Below are 23,902 nucleotides of genomic sequence, written 5' to 3'. Positions count from 1 at the left end.
GGTGTCTCAGTCCAGAAGCGCGCGCAGTTCCACCGCCAGTTCGCGGGCCGTGTAGGGTTTTTTCAGCCAGCTGCCATCGGCGGCAAGCTGCCGTCCGGCCACATCCGGCTCGGCATAGCCGGAGGTGAACAGGATCTTGATGTCGGGGCGCTGTTCCCGGACGATCTTCGCCAGCTGGTCGCCGGACATGCCGGGCATGGCGATATCGGTAAACACGAGCGCGACTTCCGGATGTTTCTCCAGGACAACCAGCGCCTCGTTGCCATTGCCGGCTTCGTGTACCGTATAGCCGAAGCTTTCCAGGCGTGCGACCGCCACCCGCCGCACCCGCGGATCATCCTCGACGACCAGAATGGTTTCGCTCCCGCCGGGAACGGCCGGCTGGCTGCGCGCCGCTTCCGCTGCAGCAGCCACCCCGGCAGCACCAGCGGCTGCAGGCAGGAACAGCCGTACGCTGGTGCCCTGGCCGGCTTCGGAATAGATCTGGATATGTCCGCCGGACTGCCGCACGAAACCATAGACCATGGAAAGGCCCAGCCCCGTGCCGGCGCCGGTTGTCTTGGTGGTGAAGAACGGCTCGAAGGCACGCTGCTTCACCTCCTCCGTCATGCCGGTTCCGGTATCCGTGACGGCCACCAGCACATAATCGCCGGCCCGCAGTTGCGGATACATCTGCGCATAATCGAAATCGAGATGCACCCGATTGACCTCGATGGTGAGCAGGCCCCCGGAGGGCATCGCATCGCGCGCATTGAGCGCAAGGTTCAGAAGAGCGTTCTGCAGTTGCGGTCCATCGACCAGACCTTCATTGCCGCCGCCGCGAATGGTGGTGCGCAGTTCGACACGATCGCCGATGGTGCGGCGGATCAGTTCGGAAAAGCTCGAAACCAGTTGGCCAAGATCGGTGAGGCGCGGATTGAGCGGCTGGCGGCGACCAAAGGCCAGCAACTGGCCGGTCAGCTTGGCACCGTCATCGGTCGCACCCTGCGCCTCCTGCAGAAGCGTCAGCGCCTTCGGCTCGGTCACCCGCATCTCCAGCATTTCGAGATTGCCGCTGATGACGGTGAGCAGGTTGTTGAAATCATGCGCAAGGCCACCGGTCAGCTGGCCGATCGCCTCCATCTTCTGTGCCTGGCGCAGTTCTTCCTCGATCTTGTGCCGGCTGGTGAGATCGCGGATGAAGCCCGTGAATATGCGCTTGCCGTTCGAGATCGCCTCGCCGACGGCAAGCTCCATCGGGAAGGTGGACCCATCCTTGCGCAAACCCTTGACGACACGGCCGAGCCCGATGATGCGCCGCTGGCCGCTGGTCAGGTAATTGACGATGTAACGATCGTGGTTCTCGCGATCCGGAGACGGCATCAGGATCGCGACATTGCGGCCTTCCACCTCTTCGGACTCATAGCCGAACAACTCCTCTGCCGTGGAGGAAAAGGAGGTGATGGTTCCCACCTCGTCGATGACGACCATCGCTTCGGGCACGGTCTGCAGGATTGAGCGGAAATGCGCCTCGCGCGCGGCAAGACTTTCCTGCACCGAAGCCGCAGAGCGGAAATCTTCGTTCAGCTGGATCACCACCGGCTCCCCGTCCGCCTCGGACAAAACCCAGCGGCTGAGGACAGAGATGGTGTGGCCGTCCTTGTGACGGTATTCCAGATTGCTTTTCCAGGCGCCGTCGCGGCGGATCTCGTCGATGATCACGCCGATATCGAGCGAGGAGTCCGGCTGCAGCAGTTCGATCACATGCAGGCCGGCAACCTCGTCCGCCGTCCAGCCGAACAGATCGGCACTGCCGGCACTCCAATGGCTGATCACGCCATCGACGCCATGCACGACCACATTGATCGGATTGAGAACAGCAACAAGCTGCGCAATATCATGTCCGCGCAGACCAACCTTTGCCGTCTCGTTCATGCAGTCCTCTCGTACCCGAAAGCCGGGTCACTCGTCTCAGTGCGGCCAGACAGCCTGCCTGGTCTTCGGGGCACCATTGCCCATGTCGTCATAACTATCGCCATCGCCGCACAGCGCAAGCAGTTTTCCGGGCTTGGCAATGTCGAAGGCGTGACGGCCGTTCGGGGTGATGACGCCGCGCGAAACGAGCTTGGTGATGGTGCGCGACACAGTTTCGATCGTGAGGCCGAGATAATCGGCCATGTCCTGGCGGCTCATCGGCAGATCGACCTTGCGGCCCATCTGGCGCTCGCCATACATGCGCCGTGCAATCAGCATCAGGAAGCTTGCAACGCGCTCCTCGGCGCTCTTGCGTGACAGAAGCACCATCTGGTCCTGCGCGGCGGCCATTTCGTCGCAGATGAGCGAGAAAAGCTGCGGGCGAAGCTCCGGCGAATGCTCGATCGCCTCCTGGAAAGCCCGCTTCGTCACCCGGCGAACCTTGACCGGCGTGACGGCTTCGGCGCTGTAGAGATAGACGTCCTTCAGCGAAACGCCCACCATGTCGCCGGCATAGAGGAAACCGGTGATGACCCGGCGCCCATCGGCTATGATCTTGAAAATCCTCAGGACGCCCTCGGTGACTTCGAAGATGTACTGGGCCTTGTCGCCCTGCCAGAACAGGCCTTCGCCGACATCAAGGCTCTCCCGCGGGACGCTCGCAAAGAGTTCGTCCAGTGTCGCCAACGGCGGCTTCATCGTCGCCATGGCGGCGAAAGCGGAATGTGCGTTTGAACCTGTCGAAAGCATGGTCGTCCCTCTGTCTTGATGGCCAAACTATGGCGGTCGGCGGTGACAGAAGGATGCCGCGCATGTTACGGTTGGTTGAATCGTGTAACAGTGTGTAACAGCAGAAATTTCAATCAGGTCATTGGCATGACGAAACAGGAACGGCGGGCGGATCGTATTCTTATCGTCGATGATGATCCGCGTATCCGCCAGATGGTGACCCGTTATTTTGAGGACGAGGGTTTTATCGTCCACGGCGCATCGGATGGCCAGGGCATGCGCAAGGCGCTGTCCGACAACGTCATCGATCTCATTCTTCTCGATCTCGTGCTGCCGAACAGCGAGGACGGGTTGGCGCTGGCCCGTGAGGTCCGCGCCGGCTCCGACGTGCCGATCGTCATGCTGACCGGTCGCGACGATGTGCTGGACCGCATCATCGGCCTTGAAGTGGGGGCCGACGATTACATCCCGAAGCCCTTTCACCTGCGCGAGGTGCTGGCGCGTGTGCGCAGCATTCTGCGCCGGAGGCGGCCGGTCGAGACGGCACCGCAGGAGGTTGGCCAGGTTCTGGAATTCGACGGCTGGAAGCTTGAGATCAGCCGGCGGCGCCTCCTCAATCCGCAGGACGAGGAAATCGAACTGACAACCGGCGAATTCGACATGCTGGCCGTCATGGTCCGCAATGCCGGCCGCGTCCTCACCCGCGAAATGCTGATGGACCAGACGCGCGGACGCCAGCTGGAAGCCTTCGATCGCGCCATCGACGCGCAGATTGCCAGGTTGCGCAAGAAGATCGAGCCGAACCCGGCGCACCCCACCTTCATCCGCTCCGTCCGTGGCGTCGGTTACATCTTCACCGGCGGGTCGCAGAAGACGGAAGCCCGCAACGCCTGACGCTGGCGTTGCGACAAGAAGTTATGCCGGAAGCGGAGAAACGGCAGCCCCGAGCGTTGCCGCCAGCATCTGCAACCGGGCCTGCAGGGCGGATTGCACGCCCTCCTCATCCACCACCGTTGCCACCACGTAAAGCGGCACGTCGAGGATGCTGCCGGTTTCGGTGTGGCTGATCCGCGCCAGGCACAAGCCCTTCAGATAACCAAACGCGTTGGCACAGACGAGCAGCCATTCATTCGCCACCCCCTGGCTGCGGGAGGCGATGATCCGCTGGCAGATCTGCCGCCAGTCGGAAAGGTCGGAAACGGCGTCGATCGCATTGACCAGAGGGAAAGCGCGATCGACCTGGGCAGCCGTCATGTCGGTAACGTTGTAAGCGGCGTTCATAGGCGTTCCTCGGAAGGGTCGTCCCTTACCGGCTCGCAGGCGGTTTCAGCCCTGCATGTCTGTTTGTCTGAAGAGTTAGCCGCAAACAGTGCGTCGGGCATTGAGCAGAATCAACTGCGGCAAATTTTCTCATTTCCCGCCGATCGTGCGAGGCCGGCATGAGAGACATCCCCGGCGCGCAGGATCCTGACGTCGGGCATGCGGATGAACCACCAACCCGACCCCAGGATCGCCAGGGATGTCTCACTGCCGCCATTCGGCGGAATGCACCACGCGCAACGTCCTGGAAAAGGACCTGAGACCAGGAACGTCACGCGCGGCAACCGAACCGATCCCACCGCTTATGGGATACGGGCCGGCCATGTTCGATCTGCTGAAACAGGCAGACAGGCGTTCTCAGAACACCGGCATTTAGGAAGAGTGTGGAATATTCGAACCGAGGCAATAATAAGGCTAAAACGTTTAATCAAGGGGGAATCGCGCCTTTGGACGCTGATTGATCATCCAAGCCTTACCCTGATACCGCAGTCGGGAAACCGGATCATCCACTAAATCTTGAGCAGGTCTTTGTTCTGCACGAAATTTAGGCGTCATTGTCTTGCCAAGTCTTTTGCACTGCGGCATCAGTAGGGCATGCTGCAAAACGACCTCACCATTCTCGTCATCGATGAGAACGCCATCCGCGCCTCGATCATCGAGGAAGGATTGCACGATGCCGGACACCGGAAGGTGACGGTCATCCACGAGGTCAATGGCGTTGCGCGCATCATCGAGACGCTCCGGCCGGACGTCATCATCATCGACATCGAGAACCCCAATCGTGACATGATGGAGCACCTGTTCCAACTGACGCGGACGGTGTCCCGGCCGATTGCCATGTTCGTCGATCGCTCCGACACGGCTTCGATCGAGGCGGCTGTCGAGGCCGGTGTCTCCGCCTATATCGTCGACGGGCTGAAGAAAGAGCGGGTGAAGCCGATCCTCGACATGGCCGTCTCCCGGTTCAACGCCTTCAGCCGCCTGCAGCGGGAGCTTGCCGACGCCCGGTCGGCGCTGGAAGAGCGCAAGGTGATCGAGCGCGCCAAGGGCATTCTGATGAAGCTGCGGGGCCTGTCCGAGGAGGAAGCCTTCTCGCTCCTTCGCCAGACGGCCATGAACGAAAAGAAGAAGATGTCCGAGATCGCGCAGAGCGTGGTCACCGCTGCGGGGCTTTTGATGTGATGAGGCACCCGATGATGGCGGCACGGAGAGAAGCGGAGTGGATGTGATGGTGACAGAAACGCGCGCACCTTTGTCCGCACCGGCGCATGTTCAGGGCGAAGGCCCCAAGGTTCTGCGGGCCGGCTTCATTCCGCTGGTGGATGCCTCCATTCTTCTGGCTGCCGCCGAATTTGGCTTTGCCGCCCGTGAGGGGTTGAGGCTCGATCTGGTGAAGGATGTCTCCTGGGCCAATGTGCGCGATCGCCTGGCCTTCCGCCAGTTCGACATCGCCCACATGCTGTCCCCCATGCCGGTGGCATCGATGCTGGGGCTCGGGTCCAATCCGTCGCCGACGATCACCCCCTTCTCGCTCGGCCGTGGCGGCAACGCGATTACGCTCTCGACGCGGCTTTACACCCGGATGCAGGAAGTGGCGGACCTCTCGGAAACAGCATCGGCGCTCGAAAACGCCCGCGCCTTGGCAACGCTCCTGAAGGCCATGCGCGAGACGGAGGAGATGCCGCCGACGCTCGGCATGACCTATCCCTTCTCCTCGCACAATTATGAATTCCGCTATTGGCTGGCCGCCGGCGGCATCGATCCGGATCGCGACGTGAAGATGGTCGTCGTTCCGCCGCCCTTGACCTCGGACGCGCTTGCCGCCGGCGCCATCGACGGTTTCTGCGTCGGCGCACCGTGGAACATGGTCGCCTCCGAACGCGGCGTCGGCCGCATCGTCGCCGCCAAGCAGGATATCTGGCCGTCGGCCCCGGAGAAGGTGATCGGCATGCGCCCGGACTGGGCCGAGGCGCATCCGGAGACCGTTTCGCGCCTGATCGTCGCGCTGGATGCGGCAGCCCGCTGGTGCGACCGCCCGGAAAACCACGACGCGCTCGCCGAAATGCTGGCGGATAGCCGCTACATCAACGCGCCCGTCCACATCATCCGCCACGTTCTGTCCGGCGAATTCAGCCTGGACGCACGCGGGAACCGCCGGGTGATCGACAACTATTTCGTCTTTCACGATGGTCATGCCAATTATCCGCGCCCCAGCAAGGCACTCTGGATCTACAGCCAGATGATCCGTTGGGGCCAGACGGACTTCAGTAGGGCCGGCGCACGCGCGGCCGAAGCCGCCTATCGCCCGGACCTTTACCGGGCAGCCCTCCCCTCGTCCGGCATGCCACAGGACGAGGATCTGCGCATCGAAGGCCTCTCGGAAACCGACCGCTTCATGGATGGCTTTGTCTTCGATCCCGCACAGTTGCAGACCTATGCCGAGGCATTTCCGGTCCGCTCAAGACTTGCGCAGGATCGCGGCGCAGAAGACGTCTGACGACAAGCCTTGCCCAACGCTTCGGCACCAACTGAGACCCATTCGCCTATTTTAACGCCAGAGATTTTCAGCTGCCACTCCGCGAACACCAGCAGCTCGAACCATAACAATCCTTCAGAAACAGCAGGATAGTCGCCAAAACTCAATCTGGCACGCCTGTTGCATCACATGAACTGCGCAGGTCAATGGCGATCGGCGCACCGGAACGCGCGATAGGCGTTCTTCAAAGACATCGACGTCGCAAGGTTTTTGCAGCTCGCGATCCACCCAAGGGATCGGCGAATGCGCAATCTCCAAGCGGCGTTTTTTTATGCCCAAAATTCCAAGGACACGACGCAAGAGGGGAACCTGCGCATGACGAAGACACAGAACGCATTCACCCGCCGCACCATGCTGAAGACCTCCGCCACGGCGGCTCTGGTCGGCGCGGTGAAGACCGCCTTCCCATCCGGCGCCTTCGCGCAAGGGGCAGGGCCTGAAACCACCAAGGCCGTCCTCGGCTTCATCGCTCTCACCGATGCCGCCCCTCTGTTCGTTGCCAAGGAAAAGGGGATTTTTGCCAAATACGGCATGCCGGATGTCGAAGTGGTCAAGCAGGCCTCCTGGGGCACCACCCGTGACAATGTCGTGCTCGGCTCCGCCGGCAACGGCATCGACGGGGGCCATATCCTGACCCCGATGCCGTACCTGATCACCGCTGGCACGGTGACGCAGAACAACCAGCCGACCCCGATGTCGATCCTGGCGCGCCTCAACCTCGACGGCCAGTGCATTTCGGTCGGCCAGGAATACATGGACCTGAAGCTCGGCGTCGATACCAAGCCCTTCAAGACCGCGCTTGAGGCCAAGAAGGCCTCCGGCAAGGAGGTGAAGGCCGCGATGACCTTCCCCGGCGGAACCCATGATCTCTGGATCCGCTACTGGCTGGCCGCCGGCGGCATCGATCCGGATTCCGACATTCAGACCATCGTGGTGCCGCCGGCCCAGATGGTGGCCAACATGAAGGTCGGCACCATGGACTGCTTCTGCGTCTGCGAGCCGTGGAACGAACAGCTGAAGAACCAGAAGATCGGCTACACGGCGCTCACCACCGGCGAACTCTGGAACAACCACCCGGAAAAGGCCTTCGCCCTTCGCACCGATTATGTCGAGAAGAACCCGAAGGCGACCATGGCCCTGCTGATGGCGGTCATGGAAGCCCAGATGTGGTGCGAGGACATGGCCAACCGCGAAGAGGTGGCCGAAATCTGCTCCCGCCGCAACTGGATCAACGCGCCGCTGAAGGACGTCGTGGAGCGGATGAAGGGCAATTTCGACTACGGCAACGGCAAGGTTGTCGAGGCAAGCCCGCACATCATGAAATACTGGGCCAACAACGCCTCCTATCCTTACCAGAGCCACGACCTCTGGTTCCTGACCGAGAACATCCGCTGGGGCAAACTGGCGCCCGACACCGACATGAAGGCGTTGATCGGCAAGGTGAACCGCGAGGACTTGTGGCGCGAAGCCGCCAAGGCGCTGTCCGTCTCCGACATCCCGACCTCCACCTCACGCGGCAAGGAAACCTTCTTCGACGGCAAGGTCTTCGATCCCGCCGATCCGGCCGCCTACTTGAAGAGCCTCAGCATCACCCGCATGGCCTGACCCCTCGGCGACCGCGGGCGGCGCTGCATCCGATGCACGCCGCCCAGACCCGATGTGAACGATAAGGAGAGCGGCAATGTCCGTCACCCAGTTGAACCTCAAGGAAGACAAGAAGCCCGCGCAGACTGCGCAGGTGGTCACGTTTACCCCCTCGCCGGCCACGAAACCGCTCGGCAACCGGCTGATGCAGAGCGCCCGGCAGGTGCTGGCGCAGCTTCTGCCGCCCCTCATCACGCTTGCGCTGATCGTCCTGCTCTGGGAGGTCATCTGTTCCTCTCCCACATCCAGCCTGCCGTCTCCCTCGCGTGTGATCGAGGAAAGCTGGGGCATCATCTCCGATCCGTTCTATGTCGGTCAGGGGATCGATCAGGGCATGTTCTGGCACATCCTCGCCAGCGTCCAGCGCGTCGCGATCGGTTATGCGATGGCCGTCGTGGCGGGTGTTGCCCTTGGCGTTCTGGTCGGTCAGAGCCAATGGGCGATGCGCGGGCTTGACCCGATCTTTCAGGTGCTGCGCACGGTACCGCCGCTCGCCTGGCTGCCGCTCTCGCTCGCGGCCTTCCGGGACGGCAATCCCTCGGCGATCTTCGTCATCTTCATCACCGCCATCTGGCCGATCATCATCAACACCGCCGTCGGCATCCGCAACATCCCGCAGGATTACCAGAACGTCGCCAAGGTGCTGCGCCTCAATGGCTTTGAGTATTTCGGCAAGATCATGCTGCCGGCGGCGGCCCCTTACATCTTCACCGGCCTGCGGATCGGCATCGGCCTCTCGTGGCTCGCAATCGTCGCCGCAGAAATGCTGATCGGCGGCGTCGGCATCGGCTTCTTCATCTGGGATGCGTGGAACTCCTCGCTGATCAGCGACATCATCGTCGCGCTCATCTACGTCGGCGTCGTGGGCTTCTTCCTCGATCGCCTCATCGCCTTCATCGGGCGCCTTGTCACCCGCGGCACCGCGAACGCCTGAGGAGAACGATCATGGCACAATCCTACCTTTCGCTGGAATTCATCGACAAGACCTTCGAACGCAACGGCACGAAGAGCGACGTGCTGAAGCAGATTTCGCTTGGCGTCGACAAAGGCGAGTTCATCTCGATCATCGGCCATTCCGGTTGCGGCAAGTCGACGGTGCTGAACATCATTGCCGGCCTGATCAATGCCACCTCCGGCGCTGTCTTCCTGGACGGCAAGCATGTGGACGCGCCTGGCCCCGAACGCGCCGTCGTGTTCCAGAACCACTCGCTGCTGCCCTGGCTGACCGTCTACGAAAACATCGATCTCGCCGTCTCAAAAGTCTTCCGCGGCAAGAAAAGCAGGGCCGAACGGCATGACTGGGTCATGCACAATCTCGATCTCGTGCAGATGGCGCATGCCAGGGACAAACGCCCGGCGGAAATCTCCGGCGGCATGAAACAGCGCGTCGGCATTGCCCGGGCGCTTTCCATGGAACCCAAGGTTCTGCTGCTCGACGAACCCTTCGGCGCGCTCGACGCGCTGACCCGCGCCCATCTGCAGGATGCGGTAATGGAGATCCACGCCAGGCTCGGCAACACCATGATCATGATCACCCATGACGTGGACGAGGCCGTGCTGCTCTCCGACCGCATCGTGATGATGACGAACGGCCCGGCGGCAAAAATCGGCGAAGTGCTGGACGTGCCGATCGCCCGCCCGCGCAACCGCATCGAGCTCGCCTCCGACCGCACCTACCTGAAGTGCCGCGAGGCCGTGCTGAAATTCCTCTACGAGCGTCACCGCTTCGTGGAAGCGGCGGAGTAACGGATATGACGGAAAGGCTCGTCATCATCGGCAATGGCATGGCGCCGGGGCGTATGCTGGAGCATCTCTTCGAACAGGCGCCCGGCCGGTTCGACGTCACCATCTTCAACGCCGAACCGCGGGTGAACTACGACCGCATCATGCTGTCGCCGGTTCTTTCCGGCGAGAAGACCTACGAGGACATCATCATCCATGGCGATGCCTGGTACGAAACCCACGGCGTGACCCTCCATCGCGGCGAAAAGATCGTCTCGATCGACCGGAGCAACCGGACAGTAACGTCGCAGAACGGGATCACGGCTGCCTATGACCGGCTGGTGATCGCCACCGGTTCCAACCCCTTCATCATCCCCGTTCCCGGCCACACCCTGCCGGGCGTCGTCGCCTATCGCGATCTGGATGATGTCGGGGCCATGCTTGCCGCTGCCGAGATGGGAGGAGACGCCATCGTCATCGGCGGCGGGCTGCTGGGCCTTGAGGCCGCCGCCGGCCTCAAGGCCCGCGGCATGAATGTGACCGTGCTGCATGTGATGCCGAACCTGATGGAGCGCCAGCTCGATCCGGCCGCCGGTTATCTCCTGCAGAAGGCGCTGGAAGACCGCGGCATCCAGGTGATCTGCAAGGCCAACACCAAGGCGATCCTGGGCAATGGCAAGGTGGAGGCCGTGGAGCTGGACGATGGCCGCACCATTCCCGCCTCGCTCGTCGTCATGGCGGTCGGCATCCGCCCGAGCGTTCAGCTGGCGAAGGATGCAGGCCTTGCCGTCAACCGTGGCATCGTGGTGGATGACGGGATGCTCACCTCCGACGGCCATATCATGGCGCTTGGCGAATGCGCCGAAGTCGGCGGCCAAGTCTACGGTCTCGTCGCACCGCTTTACGAGATGGCCCGCATTGCCGCCGCGCATCTGTCCGGCGACAAGACACCCGCCTTTAAACATTCGGACACGCCGACCAAGCTCAAGGTCACCGGCATCGACCTCTATTCGCTGGGTGATTTCGCTGAAGGTGAGGGCCGCGAGGAGATCGTGCTGCGCGATGCGACCGCCGGCATCTACAAGCGCCTGGTGTTGAAGGACAACCGCATCATCGGCACCGTGCTCTACGGCGAAACCGCTGACGGCGCCTGGTTCAACGACCTGAAGAAAAAGCAGACCGACATCTCCGCGATGCGCGACACGCTGATCTTTGGCCAGTCCTACCAGGGAGGGTCTCCGCTGGACCCTATGGCGGCCGTTGCAGCCTTGCCGGATGACGCGGAAATCTGTGGCTGCAACGGCGTGTGCAAGGGCAAGATAACCTCCACCATCACAGCCAAAGGCCTGACCTCGCTGGACGAGGTGCGCGCCCACACCAAGGCATCTGCCTCCTGCGGCTCCTGCACCGGCCTTGTCGAGCAGCTGATGACGCTGACGCTCGGCGACAAGTACAATCCCGCCGCCGTCACCCCGATGTGCACCTGCACCGATCTCGGCCATGACGATGTGCGCCGCCTGATCAAGGCCAAGGGCCTGAAGAGCATTCCGGCCGTCATGCAGGAACTGGAGTGGAAGACCTCCTGCGGCTGCGCCAAATGCCGCCCGGCGCTCAACTATTATCTCGTCTGCGACTGGCCGGATGAATATGCCGACGACTACCAGTCGCGCTTCATCAACGAACGCGTCCACGCCAATATCCAGAAGGACGGCACCTATTCCGTCGTGCCCCGTATGTGGGGCGGCGTCACCAATGCCAAGGAACTGCGGGCGATCGCTGATGTGGTCGACAAGTTCCAGATCCCCATGGTGAAGGTGACCGGGGGCCAGCGCATCGATTTGCTCGGCGTCGAAAAGGAAGACCTTCCCGCCGTCTGGGCCGATCTGGGTGAGGCCGGTTTCATCTCTGGCCAGGCCTATGCCAAGGGCCTTCGCACCGTCAAAACCTGCGTCGGCTCGGACTGGTGCCGCTTCGGCACGCAGGATTCGACCGGTCTCGGCATCCGCATCGAGAAATTCATGTGGGGCTCCTGGACGCCTGCCAAGCTGAAGCTTGCCGTATCGGGGTGTCCGCGCAACTGCGCCGAAGCCACCTGCAAGGATATCGGCGTCATCTGCGTCGATTCCGGCTTCGAGATCCACTTTGCAGGGGCCGCCGGTCTCGACATCAAGGGCACCGACGTTCTGGGGTTGGTAAAGACGGAGGACGAGGCGCTGGAGGTGATCGTGGCGCTGACGCAGATGTACCGCGAGCAGGCCCGTTATCTGGAGCGCATCTACAAATGGGCAAAACGCATTGGCCATGACGAGATCCGCCGGCAGATCCTCACCGATACCGAACGCCGCAAGGCCTTTTACGACCGCTTCGTCTTTTCCCAGAAATTCGCGCAGGTTGACCCCTGGTCGGAGCGCGTCTCCGGCAAGGACAAGCACGAATTCAAGCCGATGGCGACCGTGGGTTACGGCGAGGCTGCGGAATGAGGCTTCCCTTCTCCCCTCGGGGAGAAGGTGCCCGAAGGGCGGATGAGGGGCAGGTCAATCTCTGCCCTTCACCCTAACCCTCTCCCCGCAAACGGGGAGAGGGGATCACATCCCGAAGAGGACATACCCCATGAACTGGACTGACATCGGCCACATCGACGACATTCCGCTGCGCGGCGCCCGTTGCGTGAAGACGCCCGGCCTCACCATCGCCGTCTTCCGCACCAGCGAGAACGAGGTTTTTGCCATCGAAAACCGCTGCCCGCATAAGAGAGGCCCGCTGTCGGAAGGCATCGTGCATGGCACATCCGTCACCTGCCCGTTGCACAACTGGGTGATTTCGCTGGAAAATGGCAGAGCGCAAGGGGCGGATGAGGGCGAAGTGCAGACCTTCGAGATCCGCAACGACAACGGCGCGCTGTCGATCCTGCTGAAAACCCCGATGATGGTGGCGGCGGAATGAGGATGATGGGGCGAAGCTATCCGACCGCTTCGATTTCCTTGCGCGCACAGCTGGCGAGAAAGGCCGACCGCGTCAGCCCGCGACGGGCGGCTTCCGCATCAATGGCCTTCAGCGTCCCGGCTTCAAAGGTCACGTTGGCACGCACGACACGGCTGTCATCCTCGATCAGGGGAACCCGCACCAGGAAGGCACCAGTGGCAAGTTCCGCCCGGATATCGTCACGTTCGATGACGCGTTCGATGGCGGAGGGTTGCGGCAGCGTTTCATCCTCCGCCCAGAGCCGCAACGCCTCGATGGCATTGGCGATGATGTCTTCCTCCGCATCCGCCGCCGAAAAGACGCCTGGCACATCCGGAAAACTGACGCCGAAGGCACTGTCGGCATCCCTGTGCACGAGGGCGATGTAATGGCGCATGATATGTCTTCCTACTCGATCCAGCCGGTCTGTTTGGCAATGGCGCGGGCTGTGCCCACGGGCAAATCCTTCTTCGGATGGGGGACGACGACGGTGTGCCCCTCCTTGCGGAACTTGTGGTGCGAACCTCGCACCGCCACCAGTTCGAAGCCTTCGTCCTTGAGGCTCTGGATGATCTTTCGGCTGTCCCGCTCCATGCCTCAGCCCTTTGATGCGCATATATATACGCACCGTAAGCAATCAAGGCAAGCCTATGCCCGTTGAAACCCGCACCACCTGTCCCTACTGCGGCGTTGGCTGTGGTGTCATCGCCAAAGTCGATGAGAAGGGCGATGTCAGCGTCCGCGGCGACCCGGATCACCCGGCCAATTTCGGCAGGCTGTGCTCGAAAGGCTCGGCGCTGGCCGAAACGCTGGACCTGGACGGACGGCTGCTCCACCCGCAGGTCGATGGCGAGGCAGTCGATTGGGATATGGCGCTCGATCTCGTCGCACTCCGCTTTTCGCAGACGATTGCCGAATACGGGCCGGATTCGGTGGCCTTCTACGTCTCCGGCCAGATCCTGACCGAAGACTATTACGTCGCCAACAAGCTGATGAAGGGTTTTATCGGCTCCGCCAATATCGATACGAATTCCAGGCTGTGCATGTCCTCCTCCGTCGCCGGCCATCGCCGCGCCTTCGGGGCCGATACGGTGCCGGGCACCTATGCGGATATCGAACGCGCGGACCTCGTGATCCTCACCGGCTCCAACCTCGCATGGTGCCATCCAGTCATCTACCAGCGTCTGGCTGCGGCCAAGCAGGCACGCCCGCAGATGAAGGTGGTGGTGATCGACCCGCGCCGCACCATGACCTGCGACATCGCCGATCTGCATCTGGCGATCCGCCCCGATGGCGATGTGGCGCTGTTCATGGGATTGCTGGCGCATCTGGTGAAGGCGGGCCGCATCGATCAAAATTATATCGGCGCGCATACGCTGGGCTTTGCGGAAGCCTTCGAGAAGGCCGCCGCCCTGTCGCTCGCCGATCTCATCGAAGCGACGGGCCTGCCCGCCATGCAGATCCGCGATTTCTTCCGGCTGTTCGAGACCACGGACAAGGTCGTCACCTGCTACAGCCAGGGCGTCAACCAGTCGCAAAGCGGCACCGATAAGGTGAACGCCATCATCAACTGTCATCTGGCGACGGGCCGCATCGGACGCCCGGGCATGGGGCCGTTCTCGCTGACCGGCCAGCCGAACGCCATGGGCGGACGCGAAGTGGGCGGTCTTGCCAATATGCTGGCCGCGCATATGGCACTGGAAAATGCCGAGGATCGCGATCGCGTCCAGCGCTTCTGGGGCGCTCCGACCATTGCGGACAAGCCCGGCCTGAAGGCCGTCGACATGTTCCGCGCGGTGGCGGACGGGCGCATCAAGGCCATCTGGATCATGGCGACCAATCCCGTCGTCTCGCTGCCGGAAGCCGATCTGGTACGCGCGGCACTCGCCGCCTGCCCCTTCGTCGTCGTCTCCGACATCATGGAGAAGACCGACACCACCGCCTTCGCCCATGTGCTCCTGCCCTCGCTCGGCTGGGGGGAGAAGGATGGCACCGTCACCAATTCCGAGCGCCGCATCTCCCGCCAGCGCGCTTTCCTCAATGCCCCCGGCGCGGCGAGGCCCGACTGGCGGCAGTTGGCGGACGTCGCCCGGCGCATGGGGTTTGGCGAGGCCTTCGGCTGGACGTCCGCAGCGGAGATCTTTGCCGAGCATGCTGCCCTGTCCACCTTCGAAAATCACGGGAGCCGCGACTTCGATATCGGCGGCCTCGCAAGCCTCGACGCTGCGGCCTATGACGACCTTGCACCAGTGCAGTGGCCGCAGCCACTCGGCACGCCACGAACGGAAACACGCTTCTTCGCCGATGGCCGCTTCTATCATGCGGATGGCAAGGCGCGTTTCATCGCCGTTGCTGCGCCGAAGCAGCAGGAAGGCGGAGAGACCTTCACGCTGAACACCGGCCGCGTGCGCGACCACTGGCACACGATGACGCGCACGGGAAAGAGTGCCCGCCTTTCCGGCCATATCGCCGAGCCCTTTGTCGAGATCCATCCGGCGGATGCGCAGGCGCTCGGTATCCGCGCGGCCGATCTGGTCGAGGTTGAAAGCCGGCACGGCAAGGTCCTGCTGCGGGCGCTGCTCAGCCCCCGCCAGGTGCGCGGCAGCCTGTTTGGGCCGATCCACTGGAACGATCAGTTCGCCTCCAGCGCCCGCATCGGGCGAGTGATCGAGGCGGTCACCGACCCCTACTCCGGACAGCCCGCCTCGAAGATGGCGCGGGTCACCGCCCGCCCCTTCCGCGCGGCCTGGTACGGTTTTGCCGTCTCGATCGAAAAACCGCTGGGTCTCGACACGGATTACTGGGCGCTCGCCAAGGCCAAGGGCGGCTGGCGGCTGGAAATGGCCCGCACGGACGAGGTTGCAGACTGGACCGCCTGGTGCCGGAAGACCTTCCAGATCGGCCCGGATGTGGAGCCGATCCTTTACCAGGACGATGCAAAAGGCACCCAACGACTGGCATTTTCCAAGAACCTCCGGCTTTTGGCAGTTTTGTTTCTTGCGAAAGAGCCGGTGGAAGTGGCACGGAGTTACGTGGTTTCGCAACTCTGTGACCCGCCGAACGCCGCCGTTTTGCCGGCAGCACTGCTGGCGGGACGCGCAGGCGCCGGAAGCCCGGACAAGGGTGCCATCATCTGCTCCTGCATGAATGTCGGCATCGTCGAGATCCTCGGTGCCATCCGCAGCGGATGCGCCAGCGTCGAGGCAATCGGCCGGGCAACACAGGCGGGAACCAATTGCGGCTCATGCCGCGCCGAGATCAGGGAGATCATGCATGGAAGCCTTGCAGCCGCTGCAGAATGACAAGCGCCGCTCGACGCCGGCCCGCATGGAGCCGCTGGCGAAACTGCCGGTCTTCTTTGGGCTGGAGGGCAAGCGCGTCGTGTTGGCCGGCGGTTCCGATGGCGCCGCCTGGAAGGCCGAGCTTCTCGTTGCCTGCGGCGCGACCGTGCATGTCTACTGTCCCACCGAGGAACTCGGCGAGGTCATGCGCGGCCTGATCGCCGAGCACCGCGTCGAAGCCAACGAAGACCAGCCCCTCATCCCCCTGCCGGGACCTTCTCCCCGCACGCGGGGAGAAGGAGAGTTCCGCACTGTTTCCGCCCCTGACAACGTAGCATCGGGCACCTCCCCTCTCCCCGCAAGCGGGGAGAGGGCTAGGGTGAGGGGCGAGGCTACCATCATTCATCACAACCGCCCCTGGTCCATCGACATCTTCGACACTGCCGCCATGGCGCTCGCCGACTGCGAAACAGGTGAGGAGGCAAAAGCCTTCTACTGCGCGGCCAGGGCGGCGGGCGTGCCGGTCAATGTCATCGACAAGCCGGCCTTCTGCCAGTTCCAGTTCGGCTCCATCGTCAATCGGTCGCCGGTGGTGATCGCCATCTCGACGGATGGCGCAGCCCCCATTCTGGCGCAGGCGATCCGCCGGCGCATCGAAACCCTGCTGCCACCAACGCTAAAGGCCTGGGCCGGCATTGCGCAATCGATCCGCGAAGCGATCAACGAACGCCTGAAGCCGGGCACTGAGCGCCGCAACTTCTGGGAAGGCTTTGTCGATCGCGTGTTCCGCGAGACGCCGACGGAGACGACGGCCGACGATCTGATCGCTGCGGCCGACAAGATCGCCGAGCCCACCGAAGCCCCGACCGGGCGTGTGACGCTGGTCGGTGCCGGACCGGGTGATGCGGAGCTCCTGACGCTGAAAGCGGTGCGTGCGCTGCAGGCGGCCGATGTCATTCTTTTTGACGATCTCGTGTCCGCCGACGTGCTGGAACTGGCACGCCGCGAGGCAAAACGCATGCTGGTCGGCAAACGCGGTGGCCGTGAAAGCTGCAAGCAGGAAGACATCAACGCCACGATGATCGCGCTTGCCAAGGCCGGCAAGCGGGTCGTACGGCTGAAATCCGGCGATCCGATGATTTTCGGTCGCGCCGGCGAGGAAATCGAAAGCCTGGAACGCGAGGGCATTCCGGTCGAGATCGTGCCGGGCGTCACCGCGGCCATTGCCATGGCCTCACGGCTTGGCGTGTCGCTGACCCATCGCGACCATGCGCAATCGGTCCGCTTTGTCACCGGTCATTCGCGCAAGGGCGAACTGCCGTCGGATCTCGACTGGTCGAAGCTGGCGGATGCCAGCGTCACTACCGTCTTTTACATGGGAGGCCGCACCGCCGGCGCCATTACCGAGAAAATGATCACTCACGGCATGAGCCCGCAAACACCGGCAGTCATCGTCAGTTCGATCGCCCGCGAGGAAGAACGCCGCTGGGCGGGACCCCTCATCGACATGCCGGCAGCCATGGCCGATATCGGCTATGAAAACCCGGTGCTGATCGGCATTGGCGATGCCTTCATCAAGGCACAGCGCGCGCAGGTCCCGCAGGGATCGGACACGGCTGCCAAGGAACGGGCAAGCGCTTAAGCGACTTCCGACAGACTTCTGACGAAGGGCGTACCGCTCTAGTCCATCATGCTCGGGCTTTTCCCGAGGATCCACAACCATCTGATTTTGTTCGATGTTCGGAGATCCTCGGCACAAGGCCGAGGATGACGTCGTGGTGGCAAGCGCTTAGGCGCTTCCCCGCGGTCGCTCCTGCCGCAGCGCGTCCGTGACCGTTTTCAGAAGCGGCAAATCGCCAAGCTCCTCAAGCGTCACCGGAAGCTTCGGTCGCCAGTTCGGATAGCTCTGATGGGTGCCGGGCACATTGGTCGGCTGCTCTTCCTTGGTGAGGTCGGCGAGGCGGACGGCGAGCAGCATGGAGGGTGTGCGGGCCAGCAGGCGGTGCAGGCTGACGACGAGGCGGTCGAGGTTTTCCTCGCTCAACTCCTCTTCGCCCTCTTCCGGAACCGGCAGATCCTCCGCCTCCAGCAGCCGCACGAGATCGACAAGCTCCACCGCGCGTGCATCTAGATCGTCGTCAACCGTCTCCTCGGGCACCAACCCGTGTTCGGCCCGCATGAAGATATCCTCGCCATGCCACCAGCCGCCCAGCGTCTGGTGGTCGTGGGTGGAAACACAGGCGAGCGCCAGGGCCGGATAATCCTCCGGCGGGGTGAACCCATCATCGTCCCGCTCATAGGAGAAGATGCGATAGGAGAGCAGGCGGGTCCGCGCGAGATCCTCCCGCAGACCGATGGGCAGATTTCCGAGATCCTCGCCGATCACCAGGCAATCATGGTGGTGCGAGGCCTCCGACAGCACCCGCAGGATTTCGTCCTTCGGATAATCCACATAGGCCCCTTCATCCGGCGCCCCATCAAAGGGGACCAGAAACAGCCGCTGCAGGGCGGCGGCATGATCGATGCGGATCGCACCGGCATAGCGCATCGCGGCATCGAGCATCCGGCGATAGGGCGAGACTGCGCCCCGCGCGATGCGGTTCGGCAGGAAGGCGGCCAGACGCCAATCCTGTCCGTCGATCGCCCAGGGGTCCGGAGGCCCGCCGATGCTCGCCGACGACACGTAGATCTCCGGTTCGCTCCAGGTGGCCGAACCGTCCAGCGCTTCGCCAACGGCCAGATCGAGATAAAGGCCAATCCGCAAGCCGGCCTCTTCGGCCGCCGCCACGACCTCCGTCAACTGCTGATGGGCAATCCATTGCAGCCAGATGTGGAACTCGATCTCATCCGTCCGCGACTGGGCAAAGCTCTGAATCTCGGTGCTGCCGGGCTCCTGCATCTCCTCGGGCCAGCCGCGCCAGCCGGCAGAAAGACCGCGCGACACCATCTCACCTGACAGGACCTCGAAGAGCGCATGCATCCGCAGGGACTCGCCGCCTTGCTGACGAAAATCCTCGAAAGCCGTAACATCGTAGGGCGCACGGACATTCCCATCCTGGCGCCATGCGCCAAAGAGATCGCGCAGCACCCGCAGCTTGGCGGCAGCGACAGCCGGATAATCCACCAGCTCTGCCTCTCGCAAGGCGGCAATTTCCGCGTCAAGATCCGGAGACGGCTCGAACCATGGCAACTCGTCCACCGCGATATAGAGCGGGTTCAGCCAGCGCCGGTTCGAAGGTTCGTACGGGCTGCAGCGGGCCGGATCGGCGAGAAACGGCGCATGCAGCGGGTTGAGCCCGATGAAATCCGCCCCGAGCGGTCCAACCATTCGGCAGACGGTTTTCAGGTCGCCGAAATCGCCGATCCCCCAGTTGCGGGCGGAGCGCAGTTCGTAAAGCTGCAGCGAGAGCCCCCAGACACGCTCGTCCGACAGAAGCTGCGGCAGGAAGCACACCGGCCCCTGTTCCAGCCCCTCGCCATCCACCGTCACGTTGAGGGCGGCCAGGATCTTCCGCTTCGTGTCCTGTGAAATTTCGACCTCGCTCCCATCCGGCTCCGGACGGGTCAAGGCGATACCGTATTTGCGTGCCAGCCCATCGAGCGGCGAAGGATGCGGATCACGTTTCTCAGCCATGGGACAGGCTCCAGACGAGCGACCAGGGTTGCGCCTTACCGCCATCGATATTCCCCAGCTGGTAGAGAATATCTCCGGACGGGAGGGCCGGAACGGTCGCGGCTTCGGCAGAAAGATTGGCGCAGAGCTGCAAGTGTTTGCCACCCAGGCGCCAGGTGACGGCAAGGCCGTGGCCATCGACTTGAAAGCGCCCGCCCCCGGCATCCCGCAGCAGCGGCATGATCCGTTCGCGGCGAAGGGTCAGCAGATGGCGATAGAAGGCCAGCATATCGGCGGCCTCCATGCCGGAGAGCCGAGACCAGTCGAGCTTGGCCTTGCGAAAAGTTTCCTCCGCAGTCGGGTCCGGCAGGTCGTCGGCATCGAAACCCGGCAGGCGCGACAATTCCCTGCGGCGCCCCTGGCGCACCTTCTCGTTCAGGTCCTCGTTGAAGTCGCAGAAGAACGGGAAAGGTTCCGGTGCCCCCCATTCCTCACCCATGAACAGCATGGGTAGTTGCGGCGCCAGAAGATAGGTGGCCGCAATCGCCTGCAGGGCCGCCTTCGGATGCGAGCCGATCATGCGGTCGCCGAGCGCCCGGTTGCCGATCTGGTCATGGTTCTGGATGAAGGAGATGAAGGCCGTCGGCGGCAGATCCGCACTCGGTTTGCCGCGGGTCTCGCCGCGATACTCCATCATCTCGCCCTGGAACACGAAGCCTTCCGCCAGCGCGCGACCGGTCTTTGCCGGGAGATCCTCGGCATAGTCCTTGTAATATCCGAAGGTTTCGCCGGTGGCGGCGATGTGCAGCACATGGTGAATGTCGTCATTCCACTGGGCGGTGAAATGCGGGACCTTGCCATCCGCGCTTCGCGCCAGAAGCTCGCTGTTATTGTCCTCGTTTTCGACGATCAGGTGCACATGACGCCCGCCCGCCGCTGCGCACACGCGCCGCGACAGTTCGGACAGAAGGTGCTCGCCGCTGTCATCCTTGATCGCATGCACGGCATCGAGGCGCAGGCCATCGAAGCCGAAATCGCGCACCCAGTAGAGGGCGTTTTCGATGACGAATTCGCGCACCGGCTTGGAGCCTTGGTCATCGTAATTGATGCCGTTGCCCCAGGGTGTCTGGTGATGTTCGGTAAAGATCGGCGCGTAGGCCGGCAGGTAATTTCCGTCAGGGCCGAAATGGTTGTAGACCACATCGAGGAAGATCGAGAGGCCACGCTCGTGCGCCGCATCGATCAGCGCCATCAGGTCTTCCGGCCGACCGTAGCTGCTTTCCGGCGCATAGGGCAGAACGCCGTCGTAACCCCAGCCGCGTGTGCCTGGAAAATCGCTGATCGGCATCAGCTGGAGGGCCGTCACCCCAAGATCACGCAGGTGATCCAGCCGGTCGATGACGGCAAGAAAGGTGCCCTCTTCGGTATAGGTCCCGACATGCAGTTCGTAGAAGACCAGTTCCTCGACCGGGCGTCCCATCCAATCGGTGACACGGCGCTGGACGGCGTCAAGATCGACCACTTCGCTCGGGCCATGCACATCCCGTGGCTGATGGCGGGACGCAGGGTCTGGAACGGAAAGACCGTCCGGAAGCACGAAACTGTAGCGCGTTCCGGAGCGGCTGCCTTCCACCGCGCATCGGTGCCAGCCATCTCCGGTGGCCTCCATGTCACGCGGCGCTTCACCTTCGATCTGCAGCTGGATCGTTGGATGCCGCGGAGACCAGAACCGGAAGAGGGTATGGGAGGAGGAAAGCTGGGGGCCGAACAGAAACTCAGTCAAAGGCAGGCCTTTCGTCGCTGGATCGCGGGAACTGGGTTCCAACGCTCCGCGCCACAAAAGGTTTCGGTTCGCTGGTGAACCGGCTTAACGGCAAAGCCGGCCCACAGGATCAAACGGCGAGCTTCGAGACGATGCCCCGCTCACGTAAGGGCGATCGTGACCTCACATCCGCCAAGGCTGACGGCGAAGGATGACGGTGCCGGAATGACGGGAGCACCGCATAATGTGCCGGTCGTCACCACATGTCCCTTCTTCAGATAGCCGCCGCCATGCGTCGGAAGTCCCTGATTGGCGCAGACGGCAAGGGCTGCGAGGGCATCGCCATCGGCATGCGTCGCGGCACCGTCGAAGAGCACAGAAGCACCGTTCGTCAGCCGCAGAACGCCAAGCTCGGCACCATCCGCCAGCATCGCACGCTCCAGTTTCGGTCCGACCACGTAACCGATATTGCTCATGAAATCCGCCAGAAGCAGACCAAGAGCGTCGCCCGCTCCGTCGATATACCGGCTGCGCACGAGCTCGATACCGATCGCGAGGCTGTCGATGGCCGCGACAACCTCGTCGCGGGAATAGGGCGTGTCTCGTGGCGGCAGATCCTGGCCCAGAACGAAAGCCAGCTCCACCTCGATCTTGATGCCAGCCTCGAAGCGAAAATTCCGTTCGGAGGACACGAACAGCAGCGGCGCGGCGTAAAGCGTGCCACCGTCGCGCAGCGACAACTTGTAGCCGGCCGGCTGTTCGACGCCGCGGCGCTTCAGGATATCCATCTGGAGCGCGTAACCTTCCTCCACAGTCGGACGGGGGATCCCGTTCTTGTCGATGAGCGTGATGTCGGCAATGGCATTGGCCAGGGTATCCGCCAGGGTTGTCTGCGTGGTCATGTCGGTCTTCACGTCTTGCTCCAGAGACGCCTCGGGTCGAGGCATGGTGTTTTTGCGGTCTTCATCGGGTGGTCATGAAAAAGCGCCGGGGGATGAACCCGGCGCTTTCAGTGTTATCTCACGGAAGCGTCAGCGGCCAGCCGGCGCCTGGTGTTCGGCCGTATCCAGGATACGGCTCAGAGTGAGCGCCGCGAGCGTACAGATCGCGCCGGAAATCAGGTAGCCGCCGATGAAGATGATGCCGAAATTGCTGGCAAGACCCAGCGCCACAAGCGGGGCGAAACCGGCACCGACCAGCCAGGCCAGGTCGGAGGTGAGCGCCGAGCCCGTGTATCGGTATTCCCGCCCGAAACGCGACGACACGGCACCGGAGGCCTGGCCGAACGAGAGGCCGAGAATACCAAACCCGATGATGATGAAGGCATCCTGCCCCTTGCCGCCGGCTTCCAGCAGGAAGGGCGCCGAGAAGCTGAAGACGGCGATGATGATCGCACCGATCATCAGCTGGCTGCGGCGGCCGATACGGTCAGCAATCGCGCCGGAGACGATCACCGCCCCGAGCCCGACCATGGCGCCAAGGATCTGCACGAACAGGAACTCGCCGGCAGACTGGCCACCATAGAGCGTCACCCAGCTGAGCGGGAAGATCGTCACGAGGTGGAACATGGCAAAGCTTGCCAGCGGCACGAAGGCGCCGAGCAGAATATCGCGGCCATGCACGGAAATCGTTTCCAGGACCGGACGGGCCCGCAGTTCGTGGCTTTCGAACAATTCCCCGAATTCGCGGCTGCCAACGATGCGCAGGCGCGCAAAGAGCGCCACGACGTTGATGGCGAAGGCCACGAAGAACGGATAGCGCCAGCCCCAGGTCAGGAAATCCTCGGTGGACAGGTTAACGTAGAAGTAACCGAAGAGCGCGCTTGCCAGCGCAAAACCGAAGGGCGCGCCGAGCTGCGGCATCATGGCATACCAGCCGCGCTGGCCCTCGGGCGCATTCATCGCGAGAAGCGAGGCCATGCCGTCCCAGGCACCGCCCAGCGCAAAACCCTGGCCCAGCCGCAGGACGGCCAGCATGATCACGGCCCAGACACCGATCGACTCATAGCTCGGCAGAAACGCGAGCGACGCTGTCGAACCGCCCAGAATGAACAGCGCAACGGTCAGTTTCGTGCCGCGGCCATAGGTGCGGTCGATCCACATGAAGACCAGCGATCCGACCGGTCTGGCCAGGAATGCCAGCGAAAAGACCGCAAACGACATCAGCGTCGCCGTCACCGGATCTCCGGCGAACGAAAAGACGAGCCGGGGGAACACGAGCACGGATGCGAGACCGTAGACGAAGAAATCGAAGAACTCGGACATGCGTCCGATGATGACGCCGATGGCGATGCTACCCGGCGACAGGGGTTTGTCGTCGTGCATGGCACGGGCATCGCGCTCGAACTCGGAAGACGTAGGGGTTCCAGCTATGGACATATG

At 62.9% G+C, this 23,902-nt stretch carries 19 protein-coding genes; 10 read left to right on the top strand and 9 right to left on the bottom strand.

All coding sequences use genetic code 11. The features are described 5' to 3' along the window. Nucleotides 1-6 precede the first annotated feature (6 nt). Together G6N78_RS08490 and G6N78_RS08485 are read right to left on the bottom strand one after the other, a co-directional pair. On the bottom strand, nucleotides 7-1,914 hold the full coding sequence (locus tag G6N78_RS08490) for a hybrid sensor histidine kinase/response regulator (protein ID WP_165217407.1): 1,908 nt from the start codon (nucleotides 1,912-1,914) through the stop codon (nucleotides 7-9). Nucleotides 1,915-1,950: 36 nt separating this feature from the next. Continuing rightward, on the bottom strand, nucleotides 1,951-2,703 hold the full coding sequence (locus tag G6N78_RS08485) for a helix-turn-helix domain-containing protein (RefSeq protein ID WP_165217405.1): 753 nt from the start codon (nucleotides 2,701-2,703) through the stop codon (nucleotides 1,951-1,953). Between the two features lie 126 nt (nucleotides 2,704-2,829). On the opposite strand from G6N78_RS08485, the gene G6N78_RS08480 reads away from it, so the two are divergent. Then, nucleotides 2,830-3,576, top strand: coding sequence for a response regulator (locus G6N78_RS08480; RefSeq protein WP_165217403.1), 747 nt, complete (start codon nucleotides 2,830-2,832; stop codon nucleotides 3,574-3,576). Nucleotides 3,577-3,597: 21 nt separating this feature from the next. Here the strand turns inward: G6N78_RS08480 and G6N78_RS08475 are convergent, their stop codons facing one another. Continuing rightward, the gene (locus G6N78_RS08475; protein WP_165217401.1) at nucleotides 3,598-3,963 is read right to left on the bottom strand and encodes a hypothetical protein; all 366 of its coding nucleotides are present in this window, start codon (nucleotides 3,961-3,963) and stop codon (nucleotides 3,598-3,600) included. A 633-nt stretch (nucleotides 3,964-4,596) separates the two neighbouring features. On the opposite strand from G6N78_RS08475, the gene G6N78_RS08470 reads away from it, so the two are divergent. From G6N78_RS08470 to nirD, 7 genes are all read left to right on the top strand, one after another. After that, entirely contained in the window at nucleotides 4,597-5,184 is a 588-nt protein-coding gene (locus G6N78_RS08470) for an ANTAR domain-containing response regulator (protein WP_165217399.1), read from the top strand. A 37-nt stretch (nucleotides 5,185-5,221) separates the two neighbouring features. After that, complete coding sequence (locus G6N78_RS08465; RefSeq protein WP_370691498.1) at nucleotides 5,222-6,499, top strand: CmpA/NrtA family ABC transporter substrate-binding protein; 1,278 nt, start codon at nucleotides 5,222-5,224, stop codon at nucleotides 6,497-6,499. Between the two features lie 354 nt (nucleotides 6,500-6,853). Next, entirely contained in the window at nucleotides 6,854-8,143 is a 1,290-nt protein-coding gene (locus tag G6N78_RS08460; protein ID WP_165217396.1) for a CmpA/NrtA family ABC transporter substrate-binding protein, read from the top strand. Between the two features lie 76 nt (nucleotides 8,144-8,219). Then, nucleotides 8,220-9,116 carry a nitrate ABC transporter permease gene (gene ntrB / locus G6N78_RS08455; RefSeq protein ID WP_165217394.1) on the top strand — a complete coding sequence of 299 codons (897 nt, stop codon included), beginning with the start codon at nucleotides 8,220-8,222 and terminating at the stop codon, nucleotides 9,114-9,116. An 11-nt stretch (nucleotides 9,117-9,127) separates the two neighbouring features. Beyond that, the gene (locus tag G6N78_RS08450; RefSeq protein ID WP_165217392.1) at nucleotides 9,128-9,928 is read left to right on the top strand and encodes an ABC transporter ATP-binding protein; all 801 of its coding nucleotides are present in this window, start codon (nucleotides 9,128-9,130) and stop codon (nucleotides 9,926-9,928) included. A 5-nt stretch (nucleotides 9,929-9,933) separates the two neighbouring features. Next, a complete protein-coding gene (nirB, locus tag G6N78_RS08445) occupies nucleotides 9,934-12,384 on the top strand; it encodes a nitrite reductase large subunit NirB (RefSeq protein WP_165217391.1) in 2,451 nt (816 codons plus the stop codon). Between the two features lie 130 nt (nucleotides 12,385-12,514). Next, nucleotides 12,515-12,847, top strand: a complete 333-nt coding sequence (gene nirD / locus G6N78_RS08440) for a nitrite reductase small subunit NirD (RefSeq protein WP_165217389.1) — start codon at nucleotides 12,515-12,517, stop codon at nucleotides 12,845-12,847. Nucleotides 12,848-12,863: 16 nt separating this feature from the next. Here nirD and G6N78_RS08435 read toward each other — a convergent pair whose 3' ends face one another. Next, nucleotides 12,864-13,262, bottom strand: a complete 399-nt coding sequence (locus tag G6N78_RS08435) for a type II toxin-antitoxin system HicB family antitoxin (RefSeq protein WP_165217387.1) — start codon at nucleotides 13,260-13,262, stop codon at nucleotides 12,864-12,866. Between the two features lie 11 nt (nucleotides 13,263-13,273). Beyond that, the gene (locus G6N78_RS08430; protein ID WP_165217385.1) at nucleotides 13,274-13,459 is read right to left on the bottom strand and encodes a type II toxin-antitoxin system HicA family toxin; all 186 of its coding nucleotides are present in this window, start codon (nucleotides 13,457-13,459) and stop codon (nucleotides 13,274-13,276) included. 56 nt (nucleotides 13,460-13,515) lie between these two features. Between G6N78_RS08430 and G6N78_RS08425 the strand changes: the two genes are divergently transcribed. Both G6N78_RS08425 and cysG read left to right on the top strand, forming a co-directional pair. Continuing rightward, nucleotides 13,516-16,167: a nitrate reductase gene (locus tag G6N78_RS08425; RefSeq protein ID WP_165217383.1), complete on the top strand. Its 2,652-nt coding sequence runs from the start codon at nucleotides 13,516-13,518 to the stop codon at nucleotides 16,165-16,167. After that, the gene (cysG, locus tag G6N78_RS08420) at nucleotides 16,139-17,788 is read left to right on the top strand and encodes a siroheme synthase CysG (RefSeq protein WP_165217381.1); all 1,650 of its coding nucleotides are present in this window, start codon (nucleotides 16,139-16,141) and stop codon (nucleotides 17,786-17,788) included. The genes G6N78_RS08425 and cysG overlap by 29 nt, the downstream gene beginning before the upstream one ends. Before the next feature lie 147 nt (nucleotides 17,789-17,935). On the opposite strand, the gene malQ is transcribed toward cysG, so the two are convergent. The 4 genes from malQ to G6N78_RS08400 all read right to left on the bottom strand — a co-directional run bounded on the left by malQ (nucleotide 17,936) and on the right by G6N78_RS08400 (nucleotide 23,899). Beyond that, complete coding sequence (gene malQ, locus G6N78_RS08415) at nucleotides 17,936-19,780, bottom strand: 4-alpha-glucanotransferase (RefSeq protein ID WP_165217379.1); 1,845 nt, start codon at nucleotides 19,778-19,780, stop codon at nucleotides 17,936-17,938. Beyond that, nucleotides 19,773-21,542, bottom strand: coding sequence for a malto-oligosyltrehalose trehalohydrolase (treZ, locus tag G6N78_RS08410; protein ID WP_165217377.1), 1,770 nt, complete (start codon nucleotides 21,540-21,542; stop codon nucleotides 19,773-19,775). Before treZ ends, malQ begins: the two co-directional genes overlap by 8 nt. 140 nt (nucleotides 21,543-21,682) lie before the next feature. After that, nucleotides 21,683-22,423 carry a hypothetical protein gene (locus G6N78_RS08405; RefSeq protein WP_165217375.1) on the bottom strand — a complete coding sequence of 247 codons (741 nt, stop codon included), beginning with the start codon at nucleotides 22,421-22,423 and terminating at the stop codon, nucleotides 21,683-21,685. A gap of 129 nt (nucleotides 22,424-22,552) precedes the next feature. Beyond that, a complete protein-coding gene (locus G6N78_RS08400) occupies nucleotides 22,553-23,899 on the bottom strand; it encodes an MFS transporter (protein WP_165217373.1) in 1,347 nt (448 codons plus the stop codon). Between the last annotated feature and the right edge of the window lie 3 nt (nucleotides 23,900-23,902).

It is taken from the genome of Allorhizobium pseudoryzae (assembly GCF_011046245.1).
GTDB classification, from domain to species: domain Bacteria; phylum Pseudomonadota; class Alphaproteobacteria; order Rhizobiales; family Rhizobiaceae; genus Neorhizobium; species Neorhizobium pseudoryzae.
This window is presented reverse-complemented; position numbering and strand designations above follow the sequence as displayed.

Coding starts and splice junctions, on each gene's coding strand:
- G6N78_RS08490 (WP_165217407.1), bottom strand. CDS start 1,914: ATGAACGAGACGGCAAAGGTTGGTCTGCGCGGACATGATATTGCGCAG.
- G6N78_RS08485 (WP_165217405.1), bottom strand. CDS start 2,703: ATGCTTTCGACAGGTTCAAACGCACATTCCGCTTTCGCCGCCATGGCG.
- G6N78_RS08480 (WP_165217403.1), top strand. CDS start 2,830: ATGACGAAACAGGAACGGCGGGCGGATCGTATTCTTATCGTCGATGAT.
- G6N78_RS08475 (WP_165217401.1), bottom strand. CDS start 3,963: ATGAACGCCGCTTACAACGTTACCGACATGACGGCTGCCCAGGTCGAT.
- G6N78_RS08470 (WP_165217399.1), top strand. CDS start 4,597: ATGCTGCAAAACGACCTCACCATTCTCGTCATCGATGAGAACGCCATC.
- G6N78_RS08460 (WP_165217396.1), top strand. CDS start 6,854: ATGACGAAGACACAGAACGCATTCACCCGCCGCACCATGCTGAAGACC.
- ntrB (WP_165217394.1), top strand. CDS start 8,220: ATGTCCGTCACCCAGTTGAACCTCAAGGAAGACAAGAAGCCCGCGCAG.
- G6N78_RS08450 (WP_165217392.1), top strand. CDS start 9,128: ATGGCACAATCCTACCTTTCGCTGGAATTCATCGACAAGACCTTCGAA.
- nirB (WP_165217391.1), top strand. CDS start 9,934: ATGACGGAAAGGCTCGTCATCATCGGCAATGGCATGGCGCCGGGGCGT.
- nirD (WP_165217389.1), top strand. CDS start 12,515: ATGAACTGGACTGACATCGGCCACATCGACGACATTCCGCTGCGCGGC.
- G6N78_RS08435 (WP_165217387.1), bottom strand. CDS start 13,262: ATGCGCCATTACATCGCCCTCGTGCACAGGGATGCCGACAGTGCCTTC.
- G6N78_RS08430 (WP_165217385.1), bottom strand. CDS start 13,459: ATGGAGCGGGACAGCCGAAAGATCATCCAGAGCCTCAAGGACGAAGGC.
- G6N78_RS08425 (WP_165217383.1), top strand. CDS start 13,516: ATGCCCGTTGAAACCCGCACCACCTGTCCCTACTGCGGCGTTGGCTGT.
- cysG (WP_165217381.1), top strand. CDS start 16,139: ATGGAAGCCTTGCAGCCGCTGCAGAATGACAAGCGCCGCTCGACGCCG.
- malQ (WP_165217379.1), bottom strand. CDS start 19,780: ATGGCTGAGAAACGTGATCCGCATCCTTCGCCGCTCGATGGGCTGGCA.
- G6N78_RS08405 (WP_165217375.1), bottom strand. CDS start 22,423: ATGACCACGCAGACAACCCTGGCGGATACCCTGGCCAATGCCATTGCC.
- G6N78_RS08400 (WP_165217373.1), bottom strand. CDS start 23,899: ATGTCCATAGCTGGAACCCCTACGTCTTCCGAGTTCGAGCGCGATGCC.